The sequence below is a fragment of the Paenibacillus sp. FSL E2-0178 genome (assembly GCF_038593005.1).
Taxonomy (GTDB): Bacteria; Bacillota; Bacilli; order Paenibacillales; family Paenibacillaceae; genus Paenibacillus_AQ; species Paenibacillus_AQ phytohabitans.
Map to the genome: position 1 here is coordinate 5,587,120 of NZ_CP151953.1, position 21,436 is coordinate 5,608,555.

Annotated in this window: 19 protein-coding genes; 15 read left to right on the top strand and 4 right to left on the bottom strand. The window is 54.0% G+C overall.

Annotated features, from left to right (window positions below; genetic code table 11):
* Window positions 1-59 precede the first annotated feature (59 nt).
* Window positions 60-1,313, bottom strand: coding sequence for an MFS transporter (locus MHI42_RS24495; protein ID WP_342420903.1), 1,254 nt, complete (start codon window positions 1,311-1,313; stop codon window positions 60-62).
* A 114-nt stretch (window positions 1,314-1,427) separates the two neighbouring features.
* Here MHI42_RS24495 and MHI42_RS24500 point away from each other — a divergent pair, with 114 nt between their 5' ends.
* Entirely contained in the window at window positions 1,428-2,294 is an 867-nt protein-coding gene (locus MHI42_RS24500; protein ID WP_342420904.1) for a hypothetical protein, read from the top strand.
* Window positions 2,295-2,369: 75 nt separating this feature from the next.
* On the opposite strand, the gene MHI42_RS24505 is transcribed toward MHI42_RS24500, so the two are convergent.
* The gene (locus tag MHI42_RS24505; protein WP_342420905.1) at window positions 2,370-3,482 is read right to left on the bottom strand and encodes an LLM class flavin-dependent oxidoreductase; all 1,113 of its coding nucleotides are present in this window, start codon (window positions 3,480-3,482) and stop codon (window positions 2,370-2,372) included.
* A 282-nt stretch (window positions 3,483-3,764) separates the two neighbouring features.
* On the opposite strand from MHI42_RS24505, the gene MHI42_RS24510 reads away from it, so the two are divergent.
* Genes MHI42_RS24510 through MHI42_RS24520 form a run of 3 tightly spaced genes read left to right on the top strand, consistent with a single transcriptional unit; the run spans window position 3,765 to window position 7,823 of the window.
* Window positions 3,765-4,097 (top strand): YheC/YheD family protein, encoded by a 333-nt coding sequence (locus MHI42_RS24510; protein WP_342420906.1) that lies wholly within the window; start codon window positions 3,765-3,767, stop codon window positions 4,095-4,097.
* On the top strand, window positions 4,084-4,332 hold the full coding sequence (locus tag MHI42_RS24515; RefSeq protein WP_342420907.1) for a hypothetical protein: 249 nt from the start codon (window positions 4,084-4,086) through the stop codon (window positions 4,330-4,332). The genes MHI42_RS24510 and MHI42_RS24515 overlap by 14 nt, the downstream gene beginning before the upstream one ends.
* A 14-nt stretch (window positions 4,333-4,346) precedes the next feature.
* The gene (locus MHI42_RS24520; RefSeq protein ID WP_342420908.1) at window positions 4,347-7,823 is read left to right on the top strand and encodes an S-layer homology domain-containing protein; all 3,477 of its coding nucleotides are present in this window, start codon (window positions 4,347-4,349) and stop codon (window positions 7,821-7,823) included.
* A gap of 119 nt (window positions 7,824-7,942) precedes the next feature.
* Here MHI42_RS24520 and MHI42_RS24525 read toward each other — a convergent pair whose 3' ends face one another.
* On the bottom strand, window positions 7,943-10,003 hold the full coding sequence (locus MHI42_RS24525) for a YheC/YheD family protein (protein ID WP_342420909.1): 2,061 nt from the start codon (window positions 10,001-10,003) through the stop codon (window positions 7,943-7,945).
* Window positions 10,004-10,304: 301 nt separating this feature from the next.
* Between MHI42_RS24525 and MHI42_RS24530 the strand changes: the two genes are divergently transcribed.
* The 9 genes from MHI42_RS24530 (at window position 10,305) to MHI42_RS24570 (ending at window position 19,153) form a co-directional block, all read left to right on the top strand.
* Window positions 10,305-11,081, top strand: coding sequence for an ABC transporter ATP-binding protein (locus MHI42_RS24530; protein ID WP_342420910.1), 777 nt, complete (start codon window positions 10,305-10,307; stop codon window positions 11,079-11,081).
* A gap of 354 nt (window positions 11,082-11,435) precedes the next feature.
* Window positions 11,436-12,257 carry an ABC transporter permease gene (locus tag MHI42_RS24535; RefSeq protein ID WP_042140067.1) on the top strand — a complete coding sequence of 274 codons (822 nt, stop codon included), beginning with the start codon at window positions 11,436-11,438 and terminating at the stop codon, window positions 12,255-12,257.
* 14 nt (window positions 12,258-12,271) lie between these two features.
* The gene (locus MHI42_RS24540) at window positions 12,272-13,159 is read left to right on the top strand and encodes an ABC transporter permease (protein WP_342420911.1); all 888 of its coding nucleotides are present in this window, start codon (window positions 12,272-12,274) and stop codon (window positions 13,157-13,159) included.
* A 57-nt stretch (window positions 13,160-13,216) separates the two neighbouring features.
* Window positions 13,217-14,824: an FAD-binding protein gene (locus MHI42_RS24545; RefSeq protein ID WP_171718213.1), complete on the top strand. Its 1,608-nt coding sequence runs from the start codon at window positions 13,217-13,219 to the stop codon at window positions 14,822-14,824.
* Window positions 14,821-15,153 (top strand): ferredoxin family protein, encoded by a 333-nt coding sequence (locus tag MHI42_RS24550; RefSeq protein ID WP_342420912.1) that lies wholly within the window; start codon window positions 14,821-14,823, stop codon window positions 15,151-15,153. The genes MHI42_RS24545 and MHI42_RS24550 overlap by 4 nt, the downstream gene beginning before the upstream one ends.
* 95 nt (window positions 15,154-15,248) lie before the next feature.
* The gene (locus MHI42_RS24555) at window positions 15,249-16,319 is read left to right on the top strand and encodes an ABC transporter substrate-binding protein (protein WP_342420913.1); all 1,071 of its coding nucleotides are present in this window, start codon (window positions 15,249-15,251) and stop codon (window positions 16,317-16,319) included.
* Window positions 16,320-16,356: 37 nt separating this feature from the next.
* On the top strand, window positions 16,357-17,157 hold the full coding sequence (locus MHI42_RS24560) for a dienelactone hydrolase family protein (RefSeq protein ID WP_342420914.1): 801 nt from the start codon (window positions 16,357-16,359) through the stop codon (window positions 17,155-17,157).
* 44 nt (window positions 17,158-17,201) lie between these two features.
* Window positions 17,202-18,812, top strand: a complete 1,611-nt coding sequence (locus MHI42_RS24565; protein ID WP_342420915.1) for an FAD-binding protein — start codon at window positions 17,202-17,204, stop codon at window positions 18,810-18,812.
* Window positions 18,809-19,153, top strand: coding sequence for a ferredoxin family protein (locus MHI42_RS24570; protein WP_039297374.1), 345 nt, complete (start codon window positions 18,809-18,811; stop codon window positions 19,151-19,153). The genes MHI42_RS24565 and MHI42_RS24570 overlap by 4 nt, the downstream gene beginning before the upstream one ends.
* A 114-nt stretch (window positions 19,154-19,267) precedes the next feature.
* Here the strand turns inward: MHI42_RS24570 and MHI42_RS24575 are convergent, their stop codons facing one another.
* Window positions 19,268-19,813 carry a glutathione peroxidase gene (locus MHI42_RS24575; protein ID WP_342420916.1) on the bottom strand — a complete coding sequence of 182 codons (546 nt, stop codon included), beginning with the start codon at window positions 19,811-19,813 and terminating at the stop codon, window positions 19,268-19,270.
* A gap of 291 nt (window positions 19,814-20,104) precedes the next feature.
* On the opposite strand from MHI42_RS24575, the gene MHI42_RS24580 reads away from it, so the two are divergent.
* Both MHI42_RS24580 and MHI42_RS24585 read left to right on the top strand, forming a co-directional pair.
* The gene (locus MHI42_RS24580) at window positions 20,105-20,779 is read left to right on the top strand and encodes a Na-translocating system protein MpsC family protein (RefSeq protein ID WP_342420917.1); all 675 of its coding nucleotides are present in this window, start codon (window positions 20,105-20,107) and stop codon (window positions 20,777-20,779) included.
* Between the two features lie 149 nt (window positions 20,780-20,928).
* Complete coding sequence (locus tag MHI42_RS24585; protein ID WP_342420918.1) at window positions 20,929-21,318, top strand: response regulator; 390 nt, start codon at window positions 20,929-20,931, stop codon at window positions 21,316-21,318.
* The last annotated feature ends 118 nt before the right edge of the window (window positions 21,319-21,436 follow it).

Sequence of the window (21,436 nt, forward strand, 5' to 3'; positions counted from 1 at the left end):
TTCCGCTGAATGCGGGGCAATTTTACCGACGGACGCTACTCCAGAAGTAGTTTGTTCTTTTACGCACCCTCCTGATGCACTCCTGTATATTTAGCATCCACTGGCTGCCGGGTCTTCCGCAGATGCTGGAACCTTGCGCCTCCGATCAGAGCAGCCCCGGCTGCAGTAATCCCGCCGATCAATCCGAACACCGGGACAGGCGATTCTACCCCGTACAGCCCCAGCAGACCCGCCCCAAGCATAGGGCCGAAAGTGGTTCCGATCTTAACAAACTCCGAGCAGCCGAAATAGAGTCCCTTATTACTCTCCGGGGACAGCTCATCCACCAAGGCATCGAACCGCGCACCAATCAGCAGCTCCCCCAGACTGAACACTGTAATGAACAGCAGCGGCATCAACGGGGAGACGGGCAGCACAAAGAACAGAAAGCTTGCGGCAATTAGCAGATTGCTGGTGAGTACCACGTGGAAAGGATTCCACTTCGAGATCCAGCGCAGTACGGCAAATTGCGCAGCCAGAATAACAACCGCATTGAGCGACAGGATCACCGAATACATCCGGGCACCATCGGCCAAGGCAGAAGTGGCGGTTAAATATTGGGATACGGTTCCGTTCAGCTGGGAATACCCGAAGAAGGAGAAGCTCATTCCGGCCAGCAGGAGGAGGAATACATAGTCTTTGCGGATTGCGCCAAGATTCTTGAGGCTGCCGATACCCTGGGATGCAACAGAAACGTGGATGCAGCCCCCGTGCCGGAAGAAGAATTGGGTGGAGACGCCATACAGAATATAAAGAACGCCCAGAATAACATAAGGAAAGAGCGTCAGCTTCATATTGAACAGCAGGCTTAACAGCGGGCCGAGAAAACAGCCCAGATTAATCGCCGTATACCGCAGATTGAAGACGAGCAGCCGGTTCTCCGGGAGCGTTTCGGTGGACAGCACTTTTTTGCTGGCAGGCTCGAAGATGGAGTAGCATAATCCGTTAAGGCCGTTAAGCAGCAGGAAGGCCGGGAAGCTGTCTGCATAATAGAACAGAATGAATAGGCTTCCCCAGACTATGGGGACAACGGCGATGATTTTGTGCAGAGGCAGCCGGTCCGCAAGCGCCCCTCCGAAGCCGCTGAAGAGTACATTCACCAGCGGATTGATACTGAGAACACAGCCGGCGAGGAAGATGGAGAGATGTTTTTGACTCGTCAGAAAGATAGCCAGATAAGGGACGCTCATAAATAGTGCAGTTCTCGTGAAAAAAGTTCCGGCCAGAATGTTCCATACTCTACTGTTTAGTTTCCGTGACAAATGAAAGCCCATGATAATCCTTCCCCTGCTTTTTATATTTTGATTTGTGCCGAGTGTAGCATACAATGAAAATCAGACCGGAAAATTGTGCTGTATACTCACACGGTAGAGCGGAGGGGTGAAATCATGTTTCTGGGCTCTACAATCAGGCAAATCCGTTCCTCCAAAGGAATAACCCAGTTAATTCTGGCGGATGGGATTATGAGCCGTTCCAACTTGTCACGCTTTGAGGGCGGTAAATATTATCCCGGATATGACAAGCTGATCCTCCTGCTGGACAAGCTGGAAATGTCCCTTGAGGAGCTGCTATTCCTGCAGAATGGCTATGCACAGCCGGAGAAACGTACGCTTCACTTAAGTCTGGTGGAGGCGGCGAACCGTTATGAATTCGACAAAGTAAGGACGATCAGCTATGAATGCTGTTTCTTGTACGGGGCGACGCGCACGGAGGCTTATTATCATTTGTATCTGCTGGGCCAGGGCTTTCTGATTCAGTATCAGCGGGAGGATGAGATCAGGCAGTTAAGCGAATTAGCCGTGGAGATCAAGCCTTATCTGATGGGTGCGGACATATGGTATCTGTATGAGTTCAAGCTGCTGAATAATTTCCTGTTTACGCTAAGCAGCGGCGACGCGATCTTTTTTGGATTAAGGGCTGCAGATGAATTTGGTAAATACCATGACTTTGCCGAGAGCCGGACCATCCAGCAGCATCTGATGCAGAACATCGCGAAAATCTGCTTGAAAGAGCATAATTACGAGCAATGCCTGTTCTTTCTTAAAAAAGCGCTGCCCTTAGCGGATAAGACGAACTTGCTGTACGATAAAATTGTCACATTGGTGTACCATGAGATCACGCTGCTCTGTCTGAAGCATAAAGAAGATACGCAGCAGTTATTGGGTTACCTGGATATTCTCCGGCAGCTTGAGTTCAATGACAGTTATGACGCGCTGCAGCAGGTGTGCCGGATACATCTGCCGGATATATTCTGATACATATACTATTGATTTTCCGCAAAAAAAGGTTGCCGCCCTATCACCGGGCGGCAACCTTTTTGGTTCTGTTTATTATTGGGGGGAAGAGATGCCGCTGCGCTTCTTGGCGAGCTCGCGCCGCACAACCGGAGCTACTTCTGTTGCCAGCAGCTCAATGGCTTCTGCCACCTTGGCATAGGGAAGGCCGCCGATATCCAGTTGGGTCATGAAGCGGTGATGGCCGAACAGCTCATGCTGATAGAGGATCTTCTCAATAATCTGCTGCGGGCTGCCCACGGCCAAAGTATTGTCCGGAGAGGTGAACCGGCCGAATTCATTGCGCGAGACGCGGTATTGCTGGCCGGGCTTCGGGCTGATCGCATTGCGGTAGCTGTAGTAATAAGGATAATACTCATCCAGCGCCTGCTGGGAGGTTTTGGCGATATAGCCGTGACTTGTGATGGCGATCTTCAAGTCTTCCGGCCTGTGCCCTGCTGCGGCGCCGGAACGGCGGTAGGTGTCGGCCAGATTCTGGAAAGGCTCCGGACTGCCGCTTAGAATGGCGATAGCCATACCTACACCCAGCGCCCCGGCCTTCTGGGCACTTTCGGCCGAACCGCCGATGCCGACCCAGAGCGGAAGCTTCTGCTGCAGCGGACGCGGGGCAATCTCGGCGTTATGCAGCGGGGAGCGGAACTTGCCTTCCCAGTTCATGACCTCATGCTGGTTCAGCGTGAGCAGCAGGTCGAGATTCTCGCTGAACAGCTGCTTGTAATCCTCCAGCTCATAGCCGAACAGCGGGAAGGATTCCAGGAAAGCGCCGCGTCCGGCGATAATCTCTGCACGGCCGTCCGACAGCAGATCCAGTGTAGCGAAATCCTCGAAGACACGAACCGGATCAATCGTGCTCAGTACGGTGGTTGCACTGGTAAGCTTAATCCGCTCTGTAACCTGGGCAATAGCTGCCAGCACAACCGGCACTGAAGAGATGACGAAATCCAGCCGGTGATGTTCACCCACGCCGAATACATCCAGCCCCGCTTCATCGGCAAGCTTCGCGGCGGCAATCACTTCATGGAGCCGCTGGCGGGGGCTAATCCGCTGCCCCGTTTCACAATCGGTTACGATATCCCCGAGTGTATAAATACCGAACTCGAACTCCGGTTCAGCCGCTTGCTTCGCTTGATCATTCCCTTGATTGTTCATTGGTACAGACCCCTTATTATCCAGAATATTTAGTATGTTTAAAGCTTAAGCTTGTCCGTTACAGCAAGGATATACTCTACTATACCATAACGACTTACAAAATGTAAGTATATGAGTGTAAGTTTGTGATATGAGGAGCCGCCAAGCTGAAAAAAATATTTAAAATTGTAAATATTCAAAGTCTGAAAGACGATATTTAAAGTATGAATTGAGAGGCACGCAGAAAGGTGGGCGCAGGCAGATTTGAATGACAGTCATCCGGCACGAACGCAGAGAATTGGGATGTTGATTGGATGGGAGCATGAGGGGAAGGCGCTTGCTTTTATCGAAGAGCATGAACAAGTGATGATGAAGCCTGACAACCGGACACTCGGCAAGCAGATTCTGTATGTACAGCGTAAGGATGATCTGTATGAGGTATACGACCAGACGTATTTGCACCGTTTGAACGCTGTGGAATTCAGCGGGCTGCTGGAGTCTTTCGAAGCACACCGTTTTGTCATCCAAAAGTATACAGCAAGCCTTACCCAAGAAGGGATACCGTTTCACGTACGTGTGCATCTGATGAAAGATGGGGCAGGACAATGGGCGATTGCCGGAATTGGCACGCTCTGAACCGCCGGAGAGGGACGGGCTTAATGCCAGGCTCAGACGAATGTCGCTTCTCGCCGCCTCCTGTCTTGAGCAGATTGGTCTGGATCTGGGGATTGATTTCAAGAGCAATATCTATCTTTTTGAAGCTAATTTAGGCAACGCCGCGATGTATTTTCATGAATTTGAAACGGCGCACTATGGAATTTCCTATGCTCTGCATCTCGCAGCAGGCCCGGTAGTACAAACGGAAAATTAGAGGAGAAATGATCAATGGGGACAACTAGAAACAGAAGAGCGGCTGTCAAAAAATATACCAAGCTCGCACATACTTCAGTATTGGCAATTTCGATGGGATTAAGTATGGGACCTGTCTCGATGCAGGCCGCAGGCGAAGCTGATCCGCAGTCTGTACAACCGGAGGTTCTGCCTACAGCGTATTCCTCACCGCAGGTGTATCAAGGCGATTCCATGAGTTATTTCAAAGATCAGTTTCTGGGCAAATCCAGCTTCAGAGCATTGGGGTCGGGTGAAGAAGCGCCGACAGCAATCAACGTTGGGATAAACGGGTTTGCCCAAGTGGGTAAGGTTCTAACAGGTACCTACACCTATACAGACGCCGACGGCGACAATGAGGATGGCAGCATCTTTACATGGTTTCGTGCGGACGATAGTAACGGGACGAATATTAGCCCGATCGCAGGAGCCATTTTGGAAACCTATACATTGACCAATGATGATCTTGGCAAGTACATTACGTTCCAGGTTAAACCGCAGAATTTAGCTGTTAATGGGAATGCAGGCTTACCTGTGCAGAGCGGGCCGACAGCAGCAATCGCGGTAGCCGCAGCAGCACCAACCGCAACCAATGTAGCGGTTAGCGGCTTCGCGCAGGTAGGCAAAGAACTGACGGGTACTTACACCTACGACGATGTTAATGGAGAACCAGAGCTGGGCAGCCGTTACAAGTGGTACCGCTCGGATGATGCCGCCGGAACGAACAAGACGGCAATCACCGGAGCTACCGGCAAGAAATACGTATTAACCGGAGACGACCTCGGTAAATACATTATCTTCGAAGTCCAGCCACGCAATGAATTCGAGGACGGAATTGGAGAATTGGCGGCCAGCGAGCCGACAGCAGCAATCGCAGTAGCTGCAGCAGCACCAACCGCAACCAATGTAGCCGTCAGCGGCTTCGCGCAGGTAGGCAAGGAACTGACAGGCACGTACACCTACGGCGATGTTAATGGAGAGCCAGAGCTGGGCAGCCGTTACAAATGGTACCGCTCGGATGATGCCGCCGGAACGAACAAGACGGCAATCACCGGAGCTACCGGCACGAAATATGTATTAACCGGAGATGACCTCGGTAAATACATTATCTTCGAAGTCCAGCCGCGCAATGAATTCGAGGACGGAATTGGAGGATTGGCGGCCAGCGAGCCGACAGCGGCAATCGCAGTAGCCGCAGCAGCACCAACCGCAACCAATGTAGCCGTCAGCGGCTTCGCGCAGGTAGGCAAAGAACTGACAGGAACGTACACTTACGGCGATGTTAACGGAGAGCCAGAGCTGGGCAGCCGTTACCAATGGTACCGCTCGGATGATGCCGCCGGAACGAACAAGACGGCAATCACTGGAGCTACCGGCAAGAAATATGTATTAACCGGAGATGACCTTGGTAAATACATTATCTTTGAAGTCCAGCCGCGCAATGAATTCGAGGATGGAATCGGAGAATTGGCGGCCAGCGAGCCGACAGCAGCAATCGCGGTAGCCGCAGCAGCACCAACGGCTACGAATGTAGCGGTTAGCGGCAGCGCTGTGATCGGTCAGACACTGACAGGCACTTACACGTACGGTGATGTTAACGGAGATACCGAGCTGGGTAGCGTGTATCAGTGGTATCGTTCAGATGATGCCGCCGGAACGAACAAGACGGAGATCAGCGGAGCGACCGGCACGAAATATGTATTAACCGGAGATGACCTTGGTAAATACATTATCTTCGAAGTCCAGCCGCGCAATGAATTCGAGGATGGAATCGGAGAATTGGCGGCCAGCGAGCCGACAGCAGCAATCGCTGTAGCCGCTGCTGCACCGACGGCAACCGATGTAATCATTAGCGGCAGCGCTGTGATCGGTCAGACACTGACAGGCACTTACACGTACGGTGATGTTAACGGAGATACCGAGCTGGGTAGCGTGTATCACTGGTATCGTTCAGATGATGCCGCCGGAACGAACAAGACGGAGATCAGCGAAGCTACTGGAACAACTTATGTACTGACGGTCGGTGATGCAGGCAAATTTATTACTTTTGCCGTAACACCTAAGAATGAGAGTACGCCTTCAACCGGCAGCTTATCGGAAAGTGCACCAACTGCAGTGGTAACCAGCCCGAATGTTGAAGTGCAAGTGCCGGTCAGTCCGGTGGCTACCGCCACACCTGCACCAGTGATTCCGGCAGTCCAAGAGGAAGAATCGCTGATTGAAGTTGTCGCTGTGAAGAAGAATGATGAAACCATCAATGCGGCTAAGCTGACCTTGACTAAGAATACCACGGGTATTGAACAGGCTTCCTTCCGGTTCCTGACTGCGGAAGTTATCAAGGCAGCCCAGTTGGCGAGCAACAGGGAAACGATGGCCGTCCGCGTCAAGTCCCTCAAGGATGCGCAGACCGTATACGGGGAAATTACGGGTGATGCTATCCAGGCCCTCATTGCCAAACAGCAGAGACTGGCTGTAATCACTGGCGATGTAGCGATCGAATTCCCGTCCGTGTCCATCCCGGTACAGGAGCTTGCCAAGCAAGGCGGGGTCTCTGCAGATCAGCTTAAGCTTGAGATCAGAATTGAGAAACAGCCGGAGGCCGTCAAGTCCGCAGCTGCACAGTGGGCAGTCAGCCAGAACGCATCATTGATTGGCGATCCGTACAAATTCAGCATTAATGTAATAAGTGGTACGCTGTCTACACCGGTGGTTCAGTACGGTGACCGTTATGCCTATCACACGGTGCCTATCCCGGCAGGCGTAATTAATCCTTACTCTTTGGGAGCGGTAATGCTGCTGGACGGAAAATATGTGCCGGTGCCGGTGCGTGTTATCGATTCCGGGCATGCGGTCATCCAGACCCCAACCAATGCAACCGTGATGCTGATTCAGCGTAACCAGACCTTCACGGATTTGAGCAGACACTGGGGTGTGAATGATCTCGTCTTTATGGCGGATAAGGATAATGTGGAAGGTGCAGTGAATGGCAGCTTCAATCCGGGAGGCAGTGTATCCCGTTCCGAGCTGGCTTCGATTCTGGTACGCTCTCTGGGTCTGGGGCAGCGCCCTGTCAGCGCAGTTAGCAGCGGAGCTTTCCGGGATCTTCCCGCTGATCCGGCTGCTGTTCACGATATTCAGCTCACGATAGACGCCGGCCTGTTCCAGGGATATTCTGCTGCGGTCTTCGCGCCGGACGCAGAGGTTACCCGTGAGCAGCTGATTGCCGTATTGATGCGGTTCTATCAGAACTTTGAGCTGGAGCTTCCCGCTCTTCACCAGAGCAGGATTGCCGATGTTTATAAGGATAATTCCACAATCTCCGATTGGGCTGAGCAATATCTGAATGAAGCTTACAATGGCGGTGTGGTCTACGGTTATGAGAATGATACACTTGGTGTCAAAAGAGCAGTCACGCGCGATGAGGCCACAGCCATGATCCGCCGCTTCCTGCAGAGAACAAACCTGACGAACTAATTCATAATTTTAATCCGTCACACTCATATAGAGATGCAGAAAACAAATCAAAAAACCAGCAAAGCCCTGAGACAGGGCCTTGCTGGTTTTTTGATTAAAGACAACAATTCTAAATTGAGCTATGAAGGATTCTGAATTCGCGACTTCGCATAAGGCAGCACAATTCTGGCCACATCATAAGGGTGGACAACGTCCTGCGGGCCGTCAAATTCTGCTCCGAGCAGCCAGAGCTTACGGTCCTTGTCCAGGGCGAAATCTACAACCAGCTCATGAAACCGCCGGTGATTGGAGGCTTCCACAACTTGCGCTGTATGCACCGCAAGCTCCTGTATCAGCAGATCCATATCTTCACCTGAGGCATCGCCGAATTCGCGGAACAGCAGCCAATCCCAGTCGACGATAACCGGAGGATTATCCGGCTGCTCCAGCGGAGCCAATGCAAGGAGCGGTGTAATCTGCATCAGGCGCCATACATTCTGCTGGTCCTTCATCAGATATACGCGGAGATGGAGCGGATGCCCGCCGCTGATCCGGCTGTCAATCTGCTGAATCAGGACATATCCCGCCTCCTGGAACAGGCCCAGGAACACGGCGAAGTCAGCATTATTGAAGTGATGGACGAACTCTGAATCCCGCACTTCATAATGGGTAGGCAGACGTTTAATGAACAATGTCTCCTCCTCTTCAGACAAGCCGCCGGATTTCATCACCACTGAGCCGTGGCGGTCAATGAACAGCCGGGCTTCCTCCGCCTCATCAGGGCTCATATAAGCCGGAACTCTCTCCAGCAGCCGGGGTTCACGGGAGGCCAGCGCCATGAACAGCGAGGAGGGGATCGGCCCTTTGGGTTCGGTAGAGGTCAGGAACAGATGATGGGTACTGCTGTGCAGTCTGCTGACATCTTCCTTATGGTCCTGCTGAATCAGGTTGTAGACTACATCGGGGAACGGAATATTCCTCCGGACCCATTCCTGCCCTTCCTGTACATGTGCCGCAATGGTAGAAGCCCTGAACCGGATATCCTCATAGAGAAAATAACTGAGCGTCATCCCCAGGGAAGCGGCGACTCCGGCATACGGCTCCAGCTCAGTCAATGCAGGCGGCGCATCAAACAGCAGCCCCGCGGTGACTCTGCCGCTCTCCTGCCGGAGTGGTGCCTCCCGAGTCTTCAGATTCTCCGTGCCCACATACTTGGCATAAGCAATAGCCAGAACGGCCCGTTCTGCCTCGTGGTTGAGTGTTCCCGGGCAAGTATTGGCCTCATAGAACCAGATGCGGCACTGATTGTCCACAGCCAGATCAATTCCTAGTTCATTAAGCGGGAATGCATAATGGGAATTGACGGCTTCCGCGATGGCCAGACCCAGATCATGCAGCTGCTTCGGAAGCGAATACCGTCTGGCAGGAAGCTCTCTGGCCAGGAAGGCTTCCAGCAGCTCTGTGCGTCCGCCGATGCTGACATTGCTTGTAATCGTATCTGCCTGTCCGATCCTCGGGTAGATCAGCGGCACGGTCCATTCACCTGCTCCATTCCGTTGAACCAGGATGCGGAAATCGAAGGGCTCCCCTCCGGAGGTGAGGCACCTGATATAAGGCTGAATCAGGAAGTCTTTTTTGAACCCTGCAATATAATGCGTTAATTCCTCCCGGCTCATCTCCTTGCGGCTTGTCCCGTTCTGCAGCACAAAGACATCTCCGCTGCGGGTCAGCGCCTGTACTCCATCCCCCCGGCTTCCGCTTGCCGGCTTCAGGACGAGCTTGTCATGTTCCAGCAGCAGTTCTTCAATCGTCTCTACCTGTTTCAGCAGAAGGGTGGGGACCAGATGGCCGGAGAGTTCAGCAGAACCGGAGAGCAGCCGGGTAACCTCCCATTTGTCGCCGATCAGAAAGGCGGTAAAGGGCACCATTTTACGGAAGACAAGCTCTTTGGGAGTACGTTTGCGCGGGCCCCAGGGTCTGATGTTCATCACGGCTGTGGGGAACGGGAATACGGCTTCCTGCCACTCTCCGCTGCCGCCGGAGGTAAGTCCCTGAACGGTCTGTTGCTCAAGATCAATTCCCGACTCATTAAAGAAGACTAGCCGGACTTCCTGCCGGGCGGCTTCAGCGAGGATAGCCTCAACACGTTCCTTGGGCATGACGGCAAAGGGATCTTGAGGATGGAATACCCCGATTAGCATGTTGTGCCACTCCTTCTTAAATCATCTGAGCCCATTATAGCAAAAGGGTCAGGATGAAGAAATGCAGAGTGCTTTCAGAAAGTCTATATCGAAATAATTAATCCGGGCGGAATTTGTGTATTTTCATTGACAGATTTACAGATAGGTGATATTTTAAATTTACAAATTCCAATTGATTTACTTTGGATTAAAATCAGCCGACTGTACAGACAGAGGTGCCGCGCGAGTTCTATCGCGAGGTTCCTCTGTTTTTTTGTATTACAATAGTACATTTATATTTCAGCCAGAAGGAGGAGCAGATATGGGAGAAGCTTTATTGTCTATCACACAGCTGAACAAGCGCTTTGATACCGCCGGAGGGCATGTGCAGGCATTGCAGGATGTGGAGCTGCATGTGCAGGAGGGGGAATTCATCACGGTGATTGGTCCCAGCGGCTGCGGAAAAAGCACTCTGCTACGCATCGTTGCCGGTCTGGATACCGGCTATACCGGCAAAGTTACGCTGGAAGGTGCAGAGATAGGCGGGCCGGGGATCGACAAGGGGTTTATTTTTCAGGAGCACCGCTTGTTCCCGTGGCTTACGGTAGAGAAGAACATCGCCTCCGATCTGCCGCTGGGCAGGCCGGATATCCGGAAGCGGGTGGATGAGCTGATTGATCTGGTGAAGCTGGGCGGCTTCGAGAAGTCCTATCCCCGGGAGCTGTCGGGCGGGATGGCCCAGCGTGTGGCAATTGCCCGTGCGCTGCTGAGGAACCCGAAGATTCTGCTGCTGGATGAACCCTTTGGTGCGCTGGATGCCTTCACCCGGGCGCATATGCAGACGGTGCTGCTCGATATTTGGCGGCGGAACCGGACTACGATGATTTTTGTAACCCATGATATTGACGAAGCCGTGTTCCTCGGTAACCGGGTCGTTATTCTGGAACCCCGTCCGGGTAAAATCCGCAAGATCGTACCTGTCGACCTCCCTTATCCGCGCAAAAAAACAACAACCTCTTTTCAAGAGCTGCGCCTGAAGGTACTGAATTACTTTGAGAAGGTCGATGAGCTTGAGCTGAAGGACGGGGCGGGTATATAAGTGACTCCTGATTCGTTGTTCGTGGATCGTTGTTGTCAGAATGGATACTCCTCAGTAGACACGGTATACACATATTGTTGTACGTAATACAACTTTGATCAACGATACCCGGGGAGTTCGAAGGGATTGTTGTACAAAATACAAGAATTATCCCGCTAAGAGGCTTGGAGAGGAAGAATTGATGCCTTTTGTACAACAATAATGAATTATGGACGATATAAGGAGGGAAATGTTGTATTTTGTGCAGGAAGACGTTGCAGGAAGGCTGTATTGTGAAAAAGAGAGAGCAACTGCCGTTTTATATCCGACTTAATCAATGCGAATATACTAATTAATTCAGAAGGAGGGACAGCCATGGCTGAACGGGCTGTAGCGGCAGGGAATGCCGGAAGAACAGGAAGGCCTGACGGCCCCGGAAAGGCGGCGATTGCCGGTCTGGGATTGCTGCTTCCGGCAGGTGTATTAATCCTGTGGCAGATTTTGAGCCATTACGGAATGATCTCGGAGATGCTGTTCCCGGCGCCTTCTACGATTGTCCAGTCGTTCATTACCCTGGCATCTACCGGCGATTTATGGAGCAACCTCAGAATCAGTGTCGTGCGGGCATTGTCAGGATTTCTGCTTGGCGGCGGGCTCGGCCTGCTGTTCGGCATTCTGGTCGGATTATTCCGCAGATCGGAGAAGCTGCTGGACCCCTCGCTGCAAATGATCCGGATGATCCCGAGCCTTGCGGTAGTGCCGCTGTTCATTCTCTGGTTCGGCATCGGCGAGGAATCCAAGGTGCTGCTGATTGCCAAGGGAGCGTTTTTCCCGATCTATATTAATACCTTCATGGGTATACGCGGAACGGATAACAAGCTGTTCGAAGTAGCCCGGGTGCTCGGCTTCAGCAGAGGGAAGCAGATTGTGCGGCTGGTGCTCCCGGCAGCAGTGCCGAATATCATGCTCGGGGTGCGCTTGTCGCTGGGCCTCTCATGGCTGGGGCTGGTGGTGGCGGAGCTGATTGCTTCCACCTCGGGGATCGGCTACATGATGTCGGATGCCCGCCAGTTTGCTGATACGCCGGTGGTATTTGTCGGGATTATTGTATTTGCCGCTGCCGGGCTGCTGAGTGACACCATTGTCCGCCTGATCGAACAGCGGCTGCTGCGGTGGCGGGACAGCTATCAAGGATAGGAGGGAAGTACCGCATGAGTGAAGGGATAGAAGCAATAATCAAGACCGCCAAGGGGGTAAGGGAAGCCCGTGATTATAGCGGAACTGCTCCAATTACTACGCATAACAACAAGAGAAGATTAACGTTTGCGTCCTGGAAAACTCTTTTGTCCGACTGGGGCACCGGGGCTGTTATTCCTGTAGCTGTAATTGCCGTATGGCAGCTGGCCGGAAGCGCAGGCTGGATCTCGCCGGAGTTTCTTCCGGCGCCGCTGACCATTCTCTCCGCTTTTGCAGATCTGGCGGTTAGCGGGGAGCTTGTCCATCATCTGGGCGTCAGTATCGGACGGGCTGGCATCGGATTCCTGATCGGAGGAATTCTCGGCCTGCTGCTGGGGACACTGACCGGCCTGTTCCGCAGTGCAGCCTATCTGCTGGACCCGAGCGTGCAGATTCTGCGGCTGGTTCCCCATCTGGCTATTGCCCCGCTGATCATTCTATGGTTCGGCTTCGGGGAGATTTCGAAGGTGGTTATTATTATGAGCGGCTCTTTCTTCCCGCTCTATATCAATACATTCATGGGCATCCGGGGAGTGGACAACAAGCTGTTTGAAGTAGCCCGGGTGCTCGGATTCAGCCCGCTGCAGAAGCTGCGGCGGCTGATCCTGCCGGCGGCGCTGCCGGGCATTCTGCTGGGACTGCGCCTGTCGATGGCTGTGGCCTGGATCGGTCTGGTGGTTGCCGAACTGATCGGATCACAGTCCGGGGTTGGATTTCTCATTAATGAAGCGAAGCAGAATTCCAATACGGCCGTTATTTTTGTCGGAATTATTATTTTTGCAGTGGTCGGCAAGCTGATCGATTCTCTCTTCCGCATCATCGAACGCAAATTCCTGTACTGGCGTGACAGCTATCAAGGTTAAAGACAAGCTAACAAGCTAATGAAACGCTAACGCTAATGAAACCAAGGGGGCAACAACATGAACCAACCGGCACTGAAGGAAACATTGAAACTGACGGCGGATGTACTGGTAATCGGCGGAGGTCCGGCAGGAACATGGGCGGCACTTACAGCCGCAGCTAAGGGAGTGAAGGTGATCCTGGCCGACAAGGGATACTGCGGCTCCAGCGGCGCAACTGCCCCGTCGGGCACCGGAGTCTGGTACGTGAAGCCGGAAGAAGAGCTGCGCGAGGCAGCGAAGGCCAGCCGTTACGCTATGGGCGGCAAGCTGGCTGAGCACCGCTGGATGGACCGGGTGCTGGACCGGACTTATGAGAATATGAACAGACTGGGCGTTGCCGGCTATCCGTTCCCGGTGGATGAGGAAGGCAATCAATACCGCCGGAGCCTGCAGGGACCTGAATATATGCGCCTGATGCGCAAGCTTGTGAAGAAGGCGGGCGTGAAAATTCTGGACCATAGTCCGGTGCTGGAGCTGCTCGCCGATGAGCACGGGGTAGCCGGAGCGGCCGGAGTGCAGACCCAGACCGGAGAAGCCTGGAGTGTGCATGCCGGGGCGGTAGTTATCGCTACCGGAGGCTGCGCTTTCCTCAGCAAGGCGCTTGGCTGCAACGTATTGACCGGTGACGGGTACTTGTTCGCCGCTGAAGCAGGAGCGAGCTTGTCGGGTATGGAGTTCTCCAATGCCTACGCGATCTGCCCGACCTTCTCCTCCGTAACGAAGACTGCTTATTACAGCTACGCCAGCTTCTATTATGAAGACGGCACTGTGGTGGAAGGAGCAGGCTCCAAGAAGGGGCGCTCAGTCATTGCCAGGAATCTGCTGGCCGGGCGCCAGGTATTCGCGAAGCTTGACGGAGCGGATGAAGCATTGCAGCCACTGCTGCGGGTGGCGCAGACGAACTTCTTCCTGCCATTCGACCGGCGGGGCATTAATCCCTTCAAGGATGTATTCCCGGTGACGCTGCGGCTGGAAGGTACAGTCCGCGGCACAGGCGGCATACGGATTACAGACGAGAGCTGCGGCACTGGGGTTCCAGGGCTATATGCAGCAGGGGATGCGGCTACCCGTGAGCTGATCTGCGGAGGGTTCACCGGAGGCGGCAGTCATAATGCCGCCTGGGCGATGTCTTCCGGCTCCTTCGCCGGAGAAGGGGCGGCAGCCTATGCAGCCGGACTCGGCTGGCATTCAGTTCACCGTGCACCCGTAGGGTTATCCTCTTCACCGCTGGTTCACCAGGAAGTGAAGGCGGGAGCCGCTGCCAGAACCGCAGAATATGTGGAGGCGGTGCAGGCAGAAGTCAAACCGTACGATATTAATCTGTTCCGTACAGAGCAGGGGCTGGCATCTTCGCTGGAACGTCTGGACGGACTATGGAAAGAGCAGCGCGGCCGGGAAATCCAGCGCACACCGGAAGGTGTGAAGGCGCGCGAAGCCGAAGCGATGACGGCAACGGCACGCTGGATGTACAGCTCCGCTCTGGCCCGCACCGAAACCCGGGGAATGCACAAGCGGGAGGATTTCAAGGGAAGTGACGACAGCCAGCATCACCGCCTGATCAGCGGCGGACTGGACCAGGTATGGGTGAAGACAGAAGAGGTAGCGAAGGAGAGTGTATTGTTGTGATTGAAGTCATCAGCGCTGACCGGTGTGTAGAATGCAATCAATGTGTATCTGTCTGCCCGACCAATGTATTCGACAGAGTCGAGAACGGAATTCCAATTATCGCCCGGCAGAGCGACTGCCAGACCTGCTTCATGTGTGAGCTGTATTGCCCGGTCGATGCCCTGTATGTGGCTCCGGATTCCGAGGGGATTACCGGAATTACTGAGGCGGAGCTGGAACAGCAGGGACTGCTCGGCGGTTACCGCGAGAAGGTAGGCTGGGGCAAGGGCAGACAGCCGGTAGCCAGCCATGACTTCATGTATAAGCTGGCGGCCCGGGCAGGCTTCTGAGTGATGCGCCGTTATAGACACTAATCCAAAATACAGGCAAGAGTCCTTATACAAACATCAAACATCCAGCAGACGACTGAGGGGAGAATACAGAAATGAGCAAATTGTACAGAGAGATTAAAGGTGTATGGAGCAAAGGGGGACGCCTCACGCTGATTACAGGTGTGGTGATGATCATGCTGGTGCTGCAGGCTTGCGGCAATAATACCGGCTCCGGGAACAGCGGAACGGCAGCAAACGGCGGCGGAACGAATACCGTTGAAGCGGCAGGTGGTGAGGCGACAAGCAATGTTCCGGCTGTGCTGAATTTCGGATACATTGGCTCCAATAAGCTGAATGTGCCGGGCGGTGCAGAAGGCTGGGGACTCTATAAAGGGATTATTCAGGAAGAGCTGAAGCAATACGGAATTACCGAAGTGAAGCTGACCGGCTTCCCGAACGGACCGGATCAGACGGAATCCTTAATCAGCGGAAGACTTGATTTCGGCAGCCTTGGGGATACCCCGGCGATTATTGCCTACGCTTCCGGAGCCAAGACCCGGTTAATCGCCCAGACTTCAGCGCATACGGTAGGTTATCTGATCGGCAAGAAGGACGGACCGAAGACAGTGCAGGACCTGAAGGGCAAGACCATTGCGATCCAGAAAGGGTCCTTCATGCACCGCTACGTAGTCGGTCTGCTGAAGCAGGAAGGCGTAACCGACTATAAGCTGGTTCACATGCTGATTCCGGATGCTACCGCAGCACTTGCCCGCGGCGATGTGGATGCGACCACCAATAACGGCGTAGCGGCGCTTAAACAGATCGAGCAGGGGTACACCCATTTGGATGATGCCTCTACTCATCCCGATCTGCTCGGAAGCAGTGCTACCGTAGTGTCAGAGGAGTATCTTGCGAAATTCCCGGATTTCCCTAAGGTCTGGAATGCGGCACGGGAGAAGGCACTGGCCGACCTGAAGCAGCATGAAGATGAGTATTATCAGTTCCTGGCCGAGATCGGGGATACAACCCCGGAACTCGCGAAGCAGGTGAATCCAATCAGTGATATTAAGGATACAGCCTTCACGGAAGATGGCACGAAGCTGCTGGAGGGCACCAAGAATTTCCTAGTGGAAGAGAAGCTGGCCAAGAAGGATTTCAACATCAGCGACTGGCAGCTCAAGTAATTCATGACAGGTAAACAGGTGAACGGAGGGGATGCAGATGTCCGAAGAAACCTTGACCATTGAACATTTCAAGCTGCCGCTGGAGAACGGGCTGTATCTGGAGGGCGAGGTACGGGTTCCTGCGGGGACTGCACCGAAGCCCGTCATCCTGATCAGCCATGGCTTCCGAGGACATAAGGACTGGGCGTTCTGGCCGGAGGTCTCCGGCAGACTTGCCGGGAGCGGGTTCTACACCGTAAGCTTCAATTTCTCACGGATCGCTGCCCGCAATCTGGACGGGATTAGCCCGGAGGAAGCTGCCGGAGCGGCTACATTGAGCCGGGAGCTCCTGGATCTGGAGCAGGTGCTCCACAGCCTGCTTGAGGGCAGGCTGCCGCTTGCCGGACTGGCCGACACGGAGCGGATAGCGGTTCTGGGGCACAGCCGTGCAGGCGGAAGCAACATTCTGTTCGCGGCAGAGCATCCGCAAGTGAAGGCGCTGGTGGTCTGGAACGGCGGTTCACCGCCGCAGCCGCAGCAGGGTGAAGGTGCCCCGGCGCTTACGCTGCAGGAGCGGGCGATCCGCGAGGATCAGCAGCGTAACAAGGAGCGCTTCAATCTGGAGAAGGCACTCGGCAGAGTACCGGCCGCAGCGCTGCTGATTCAGGGTGATCAGGACCGTGAAGCCTTGCTGCAGCAGCATGCAGGCTTCAGGGAACAAGCGCCGCATCACCGGTATCAGAGCATCCGGGGTGCGGATCACACCTTTGGCACGGTGGACCCGTACGAAGGCTCCACCTCTGCGCTGAATGAGGCTGTTGCCTCGACAATAGCATTTTTGCGGGAGAAGCTAGTCTGATCTTAATTCTACATTTCAGGGGACCATGAAGAGGAGGAAGCGGAATGCCGCAGCAGCAACAGCAGGCAACAACAGATGTTCTAGTGCTGGGCGGAGGCCCGGCCGGAGCATGGGCGGCATGGAGTGCAGCTTCTCAGGGAGCGAAGGTAATTCTGGCCGATAAGGGATATCTCGGAACAAGCGGGGCTACCGCGCCGGGAGGAACAACGCTGCTGGTGATCCCGCCGGTGGCAGAGCTGCGGGAGCAGGCTGTGCAGGCCAGACTTAAGGCAGGCGGCTATCTCTCGGAGAATGCCTGGATTCACCGTGTGCTGGATCAGGTCGAGCAAAATCTGGAGCTGGTAGAGGAGTGGGGGTATCCCTTTCCGAAGGATGAGGAGGGCAGGCCGCTGCGGACGCATCTGCATGGCCCGGAATATATGAAGCTTATGCGTAAAGTGGTGCGCAAGGCGGGGGTGCGTATATGGGATCAGTCGCCGGCGCTGGAGCTGCTCCATGATCAGCACGGCGTGGGCGGAGCACGCGGAATTAACCGCCTGACCGGGGAGACCTGGGAAGTGAAGGCGAATGCGGTGATTATGGCTACCGGAGGCTGTGCCTTCCTCAGCAAGGGGCTGGGCTGTAATGTGCTCACGGGCGAAGGACTGCTGATGTCAGCCGAGGCTGGTGCCGAGCTGTCGGGTATGGAATTCACCCGGCAATATGCTCCGAGCTTCGCGGACGGAACGGTAACGCGCGGGCGGATGCTGGCCTGGGCCACGCTGTATGATGAAGCGGGAAGGCCGCTGCATCAGGGTGACCGCACCTTCGGCAGCATCCCTGAGCTGATGCTGAGGGGACCGGTCTATGCTTCCCTGGACCTGGCTGATACGAAGGAGAAGCAGGAATTCCTCCGCAACGCCCATCCGATCTTCTTCATGCCGCTGGAGCGGGCGGGGATTGATCCGTTCAAGGATAAATTCCCGCTCACGCTGCGCTATGAAGGCACGATGCGCGGCACGGGCGGCCTGCGCCTGACCGGCACCGATTGTGCCACCTCGGTGCCGGGGCTGTATGCGGCCGGAGATGCCGCATCCCGCGAGAAAGTCACCGGCGCCATCTCCGGCGGCGGCGCCTACAATGCATCCTGGGCCATCTGCAGCGGCAGCTGGGCAGGACAAGGCGCGGCGCGGCACGCTCTGCAGGCGCCGCGTCCGGCGGACAGCCGGCTGCTCCGCGCGGCGGGCCGCTACGGGATGCCGGCTGGCGCCGGCACAGCCAGGGCGCTGGACGCGAAGCCGCTGATCGCGGCGGTCCAGCGGGAGATCCTGCCGCTGCGGATTAACTACTTCCGCAGCGAGCCCGTGGTCGCCGCGGCCCTGCAGCGGCTGAACAGCCTGATGCCCGAGCTCAGCGGGCAGGTGCCCGCGACGGTTCAGGGCATCGTGCAATCGCGTGAAGCGGCCGCCATGCTGAATGTCGGCCGCTGGATCTACACCGCCGCGCTGGCCCGCAAGGAGAGCCGCGGACTGCAGCGCCTGGCCGAGTATCCGGCGCTGGACCCGCGCCAGACCCACCGCCTGATTCTCTCCGGCATTGAGACGATAGGCATCCGCACCGAAAGCGTGCCGCATGCCCATGAGCTGCGGATGCCGAGAGAGGAGCGGGTGATATGATTGAACTGGTCAGCCAGGACCGCTGCATCGGCTGCAGGCTGTGCGTGAAGGTCTGCCCGACGAATGTCTTCGAGATGCAGGGCAAGCTTGCCGTCATTGCCCGCCAGGAGGATTGCCAGACCTGCTTCATGTGCGAGGCGTATTGTCCGGCGGATGCACTGTATGTGGCGCCGCAGGCAGATCTGTCCATGGAGGTGGATGAGCAGGAGCTGATTGAATCAGGCCTGCTGGGCAGCTGGCGGGCAGAGATCGGCTGGAATCCGGGTGCAGAGGATACGATGGCGGAGCGGGACACGACACCTTTCTTCGAGGTGTTCACCGAGACTTACCGCGGCAAGTAACCAGGGGCAAGTGAATGACAAAAAGGTGTTGCGCAGCCCTTACCGGCAGCGGAACACCTTTTTATTTGAGTATTTTACGGGTAACATAGCCTTCATCATTCTCGCTATAACGCTTTACAGCAGCTTCTGAATGGCAGGCTCCATATCCAGCGGATCAACCGGAGATTCGAAGCGTTCCACCACGTTGCCGTTACGGTCAATCAGGAACTTGGTGAAATTCCATTTAATCTCATCGTTTGTTAGCGCTGCAGGGTCACGTTCCTGGAGCATGGTGTGCAGCAGCTTGCCGTTTGAGTCCGTGTCGTCGAAGCCCTGGAAGCCGGCCTGTTCTGTCAGATAAGCAAACAGGGGATGGCGGTTATCCCCCTTAACATCAATTTTCTCAAAAAGCGGGAAGGTTACGCCGTAATTGATCTGGCAGAACACGTTAACCTCGTCATTGGAGCCGGGCTCCTGTTCGCCGAACTGGTTGCTGGGAAACCCGAGAATTTGCAGGCCCTGCTCCTGGTATTTCTCATGAAGCTTCTGAAGGTCGGAGTATTGCGGAGTATAGCCGCATTTGCTGGCAGTATTAACGATCAGGAGGACTTTATCCTTGTATTGTTCCAGCCGCGTCTCTTTCCCCCGGATATTGCGGGCCTCATACTCATAAATGCTCATTGCTGCTTCATCCTCCCGGTATATGTAATTAGTATTTATAACTATTTAATTGTAAACAATTTAATTTTGGGTGTCAAACTAATAATCCATAATTAGGGCAATACTAATGTTGTGGCCCTATATATATACAGGGAGGCCCGGCAGCCTTTATAAACTTTTATATATTTATATATATACGAAGTCCCCCGGTTGAGATTATACTAAAGTGAACGAACCGTTTTTTCAGCAGGCGGAGCGTCTCCCCATACGTATAACACAGACACAAAAGAATATTATGCTGGAGGAAATTGAATGAGCACTACAGAACTTACTAGCCAACTTTCCAGTTTCACAGGAAGATTACTGCGGGAACGCTTTGGGAAAGGGCCTGAGTCGGTACATGCCTCCATCGGGAAGCAATGTATTGCAATGCATATCCGTAATTTCATCGGGCCTGTAGAGAGATTTTTGTTAAATAAGGAAGAAGAACAGGCGTTTCGATATACACGGGAGCTTCTGATGAAGTCTCTGCTGCCCGAGCTTGCGGCTTACCTGAAGGAAATGATGGCTATTGAGGTCGGCGAGCTTTTCTATGACTGGGGTATACATAACGCGTCTGGAATGATCGTTGCGCTCATTAAGAATGACGCTATGATTATTGACGATTATGCCGGGCGTCAAGAAGTCCATGCCCAGATTAATGAAGTTAGCAGGCAGGTACAGAAGGAACCGGTCTATACCGACTCCTGGTGGCTGGGCCCGCGCATTCTGATTATCAAACGAGAGGGTATCCTGATCCCGCTGGAGAAGGAACTGATTGGCCTTGGTTATGAGAATACGCTTAAGACCACCAAACGCAAGATGGAAAAACGATATTTGGAGGATACCACCACGATTGCCCCGATGCTCGGCAAGGAACTGTCGGATATATATGTGGATTGGGATTTCGACAAAGATACCAGTGTGATAGCTTATACTTTTCAATAAGTTTAACTATAAATAGGGCGGAAATGAGTCGGACATGCGAATGAGCCGAACATGAGCCGGAGAAGGGGGAATGGTCCCTTTCTTCGGCTTTTTTATTTTCTGCCTGTTTATGGGCTGTTGTGCTGGGACTTTTTAGGAGGATATGCCGGATGGAGGAATACAAGCGGACAGTATTATATGTGGAAGATAATCAACTCAACATGGCCCTAATGCATCATATCTTCAAAAGAAACCTGCCCTCCATATTGCTGCTGAAAGCTGAAACGGCAGAGCTCGGACTAAGTATGGCCCGTGAAGCACTGCCGGATCTGATCATCCTGGATATCGGGCTGCCCGGCCTTAACGGATATGAAGCTCTGGAAATATTGCAGCAGGATGAGGCTACTTGCCATATTCCGGTACTGGGAACCAGTGCGTTTGCTCAATTATCGGATATTGAAAAAGCCAAAAACAGGGGTTTTGCCGCGTATATTACCAAACCGTTCCAGGTCAAAGCCTTCACCGAAACAGTGAAGAGGCTGCTGGACAGCGGGCTCTAAATCAAGGATAAAGTAATGCAGGAATGGATTGAACAAAGGTGGGGAACTGGGGAGAACTCTGTCTGAAGGCTGGTTCGCAGGTTAATATAATCTGCTATACATTTTATAGTTTATATTT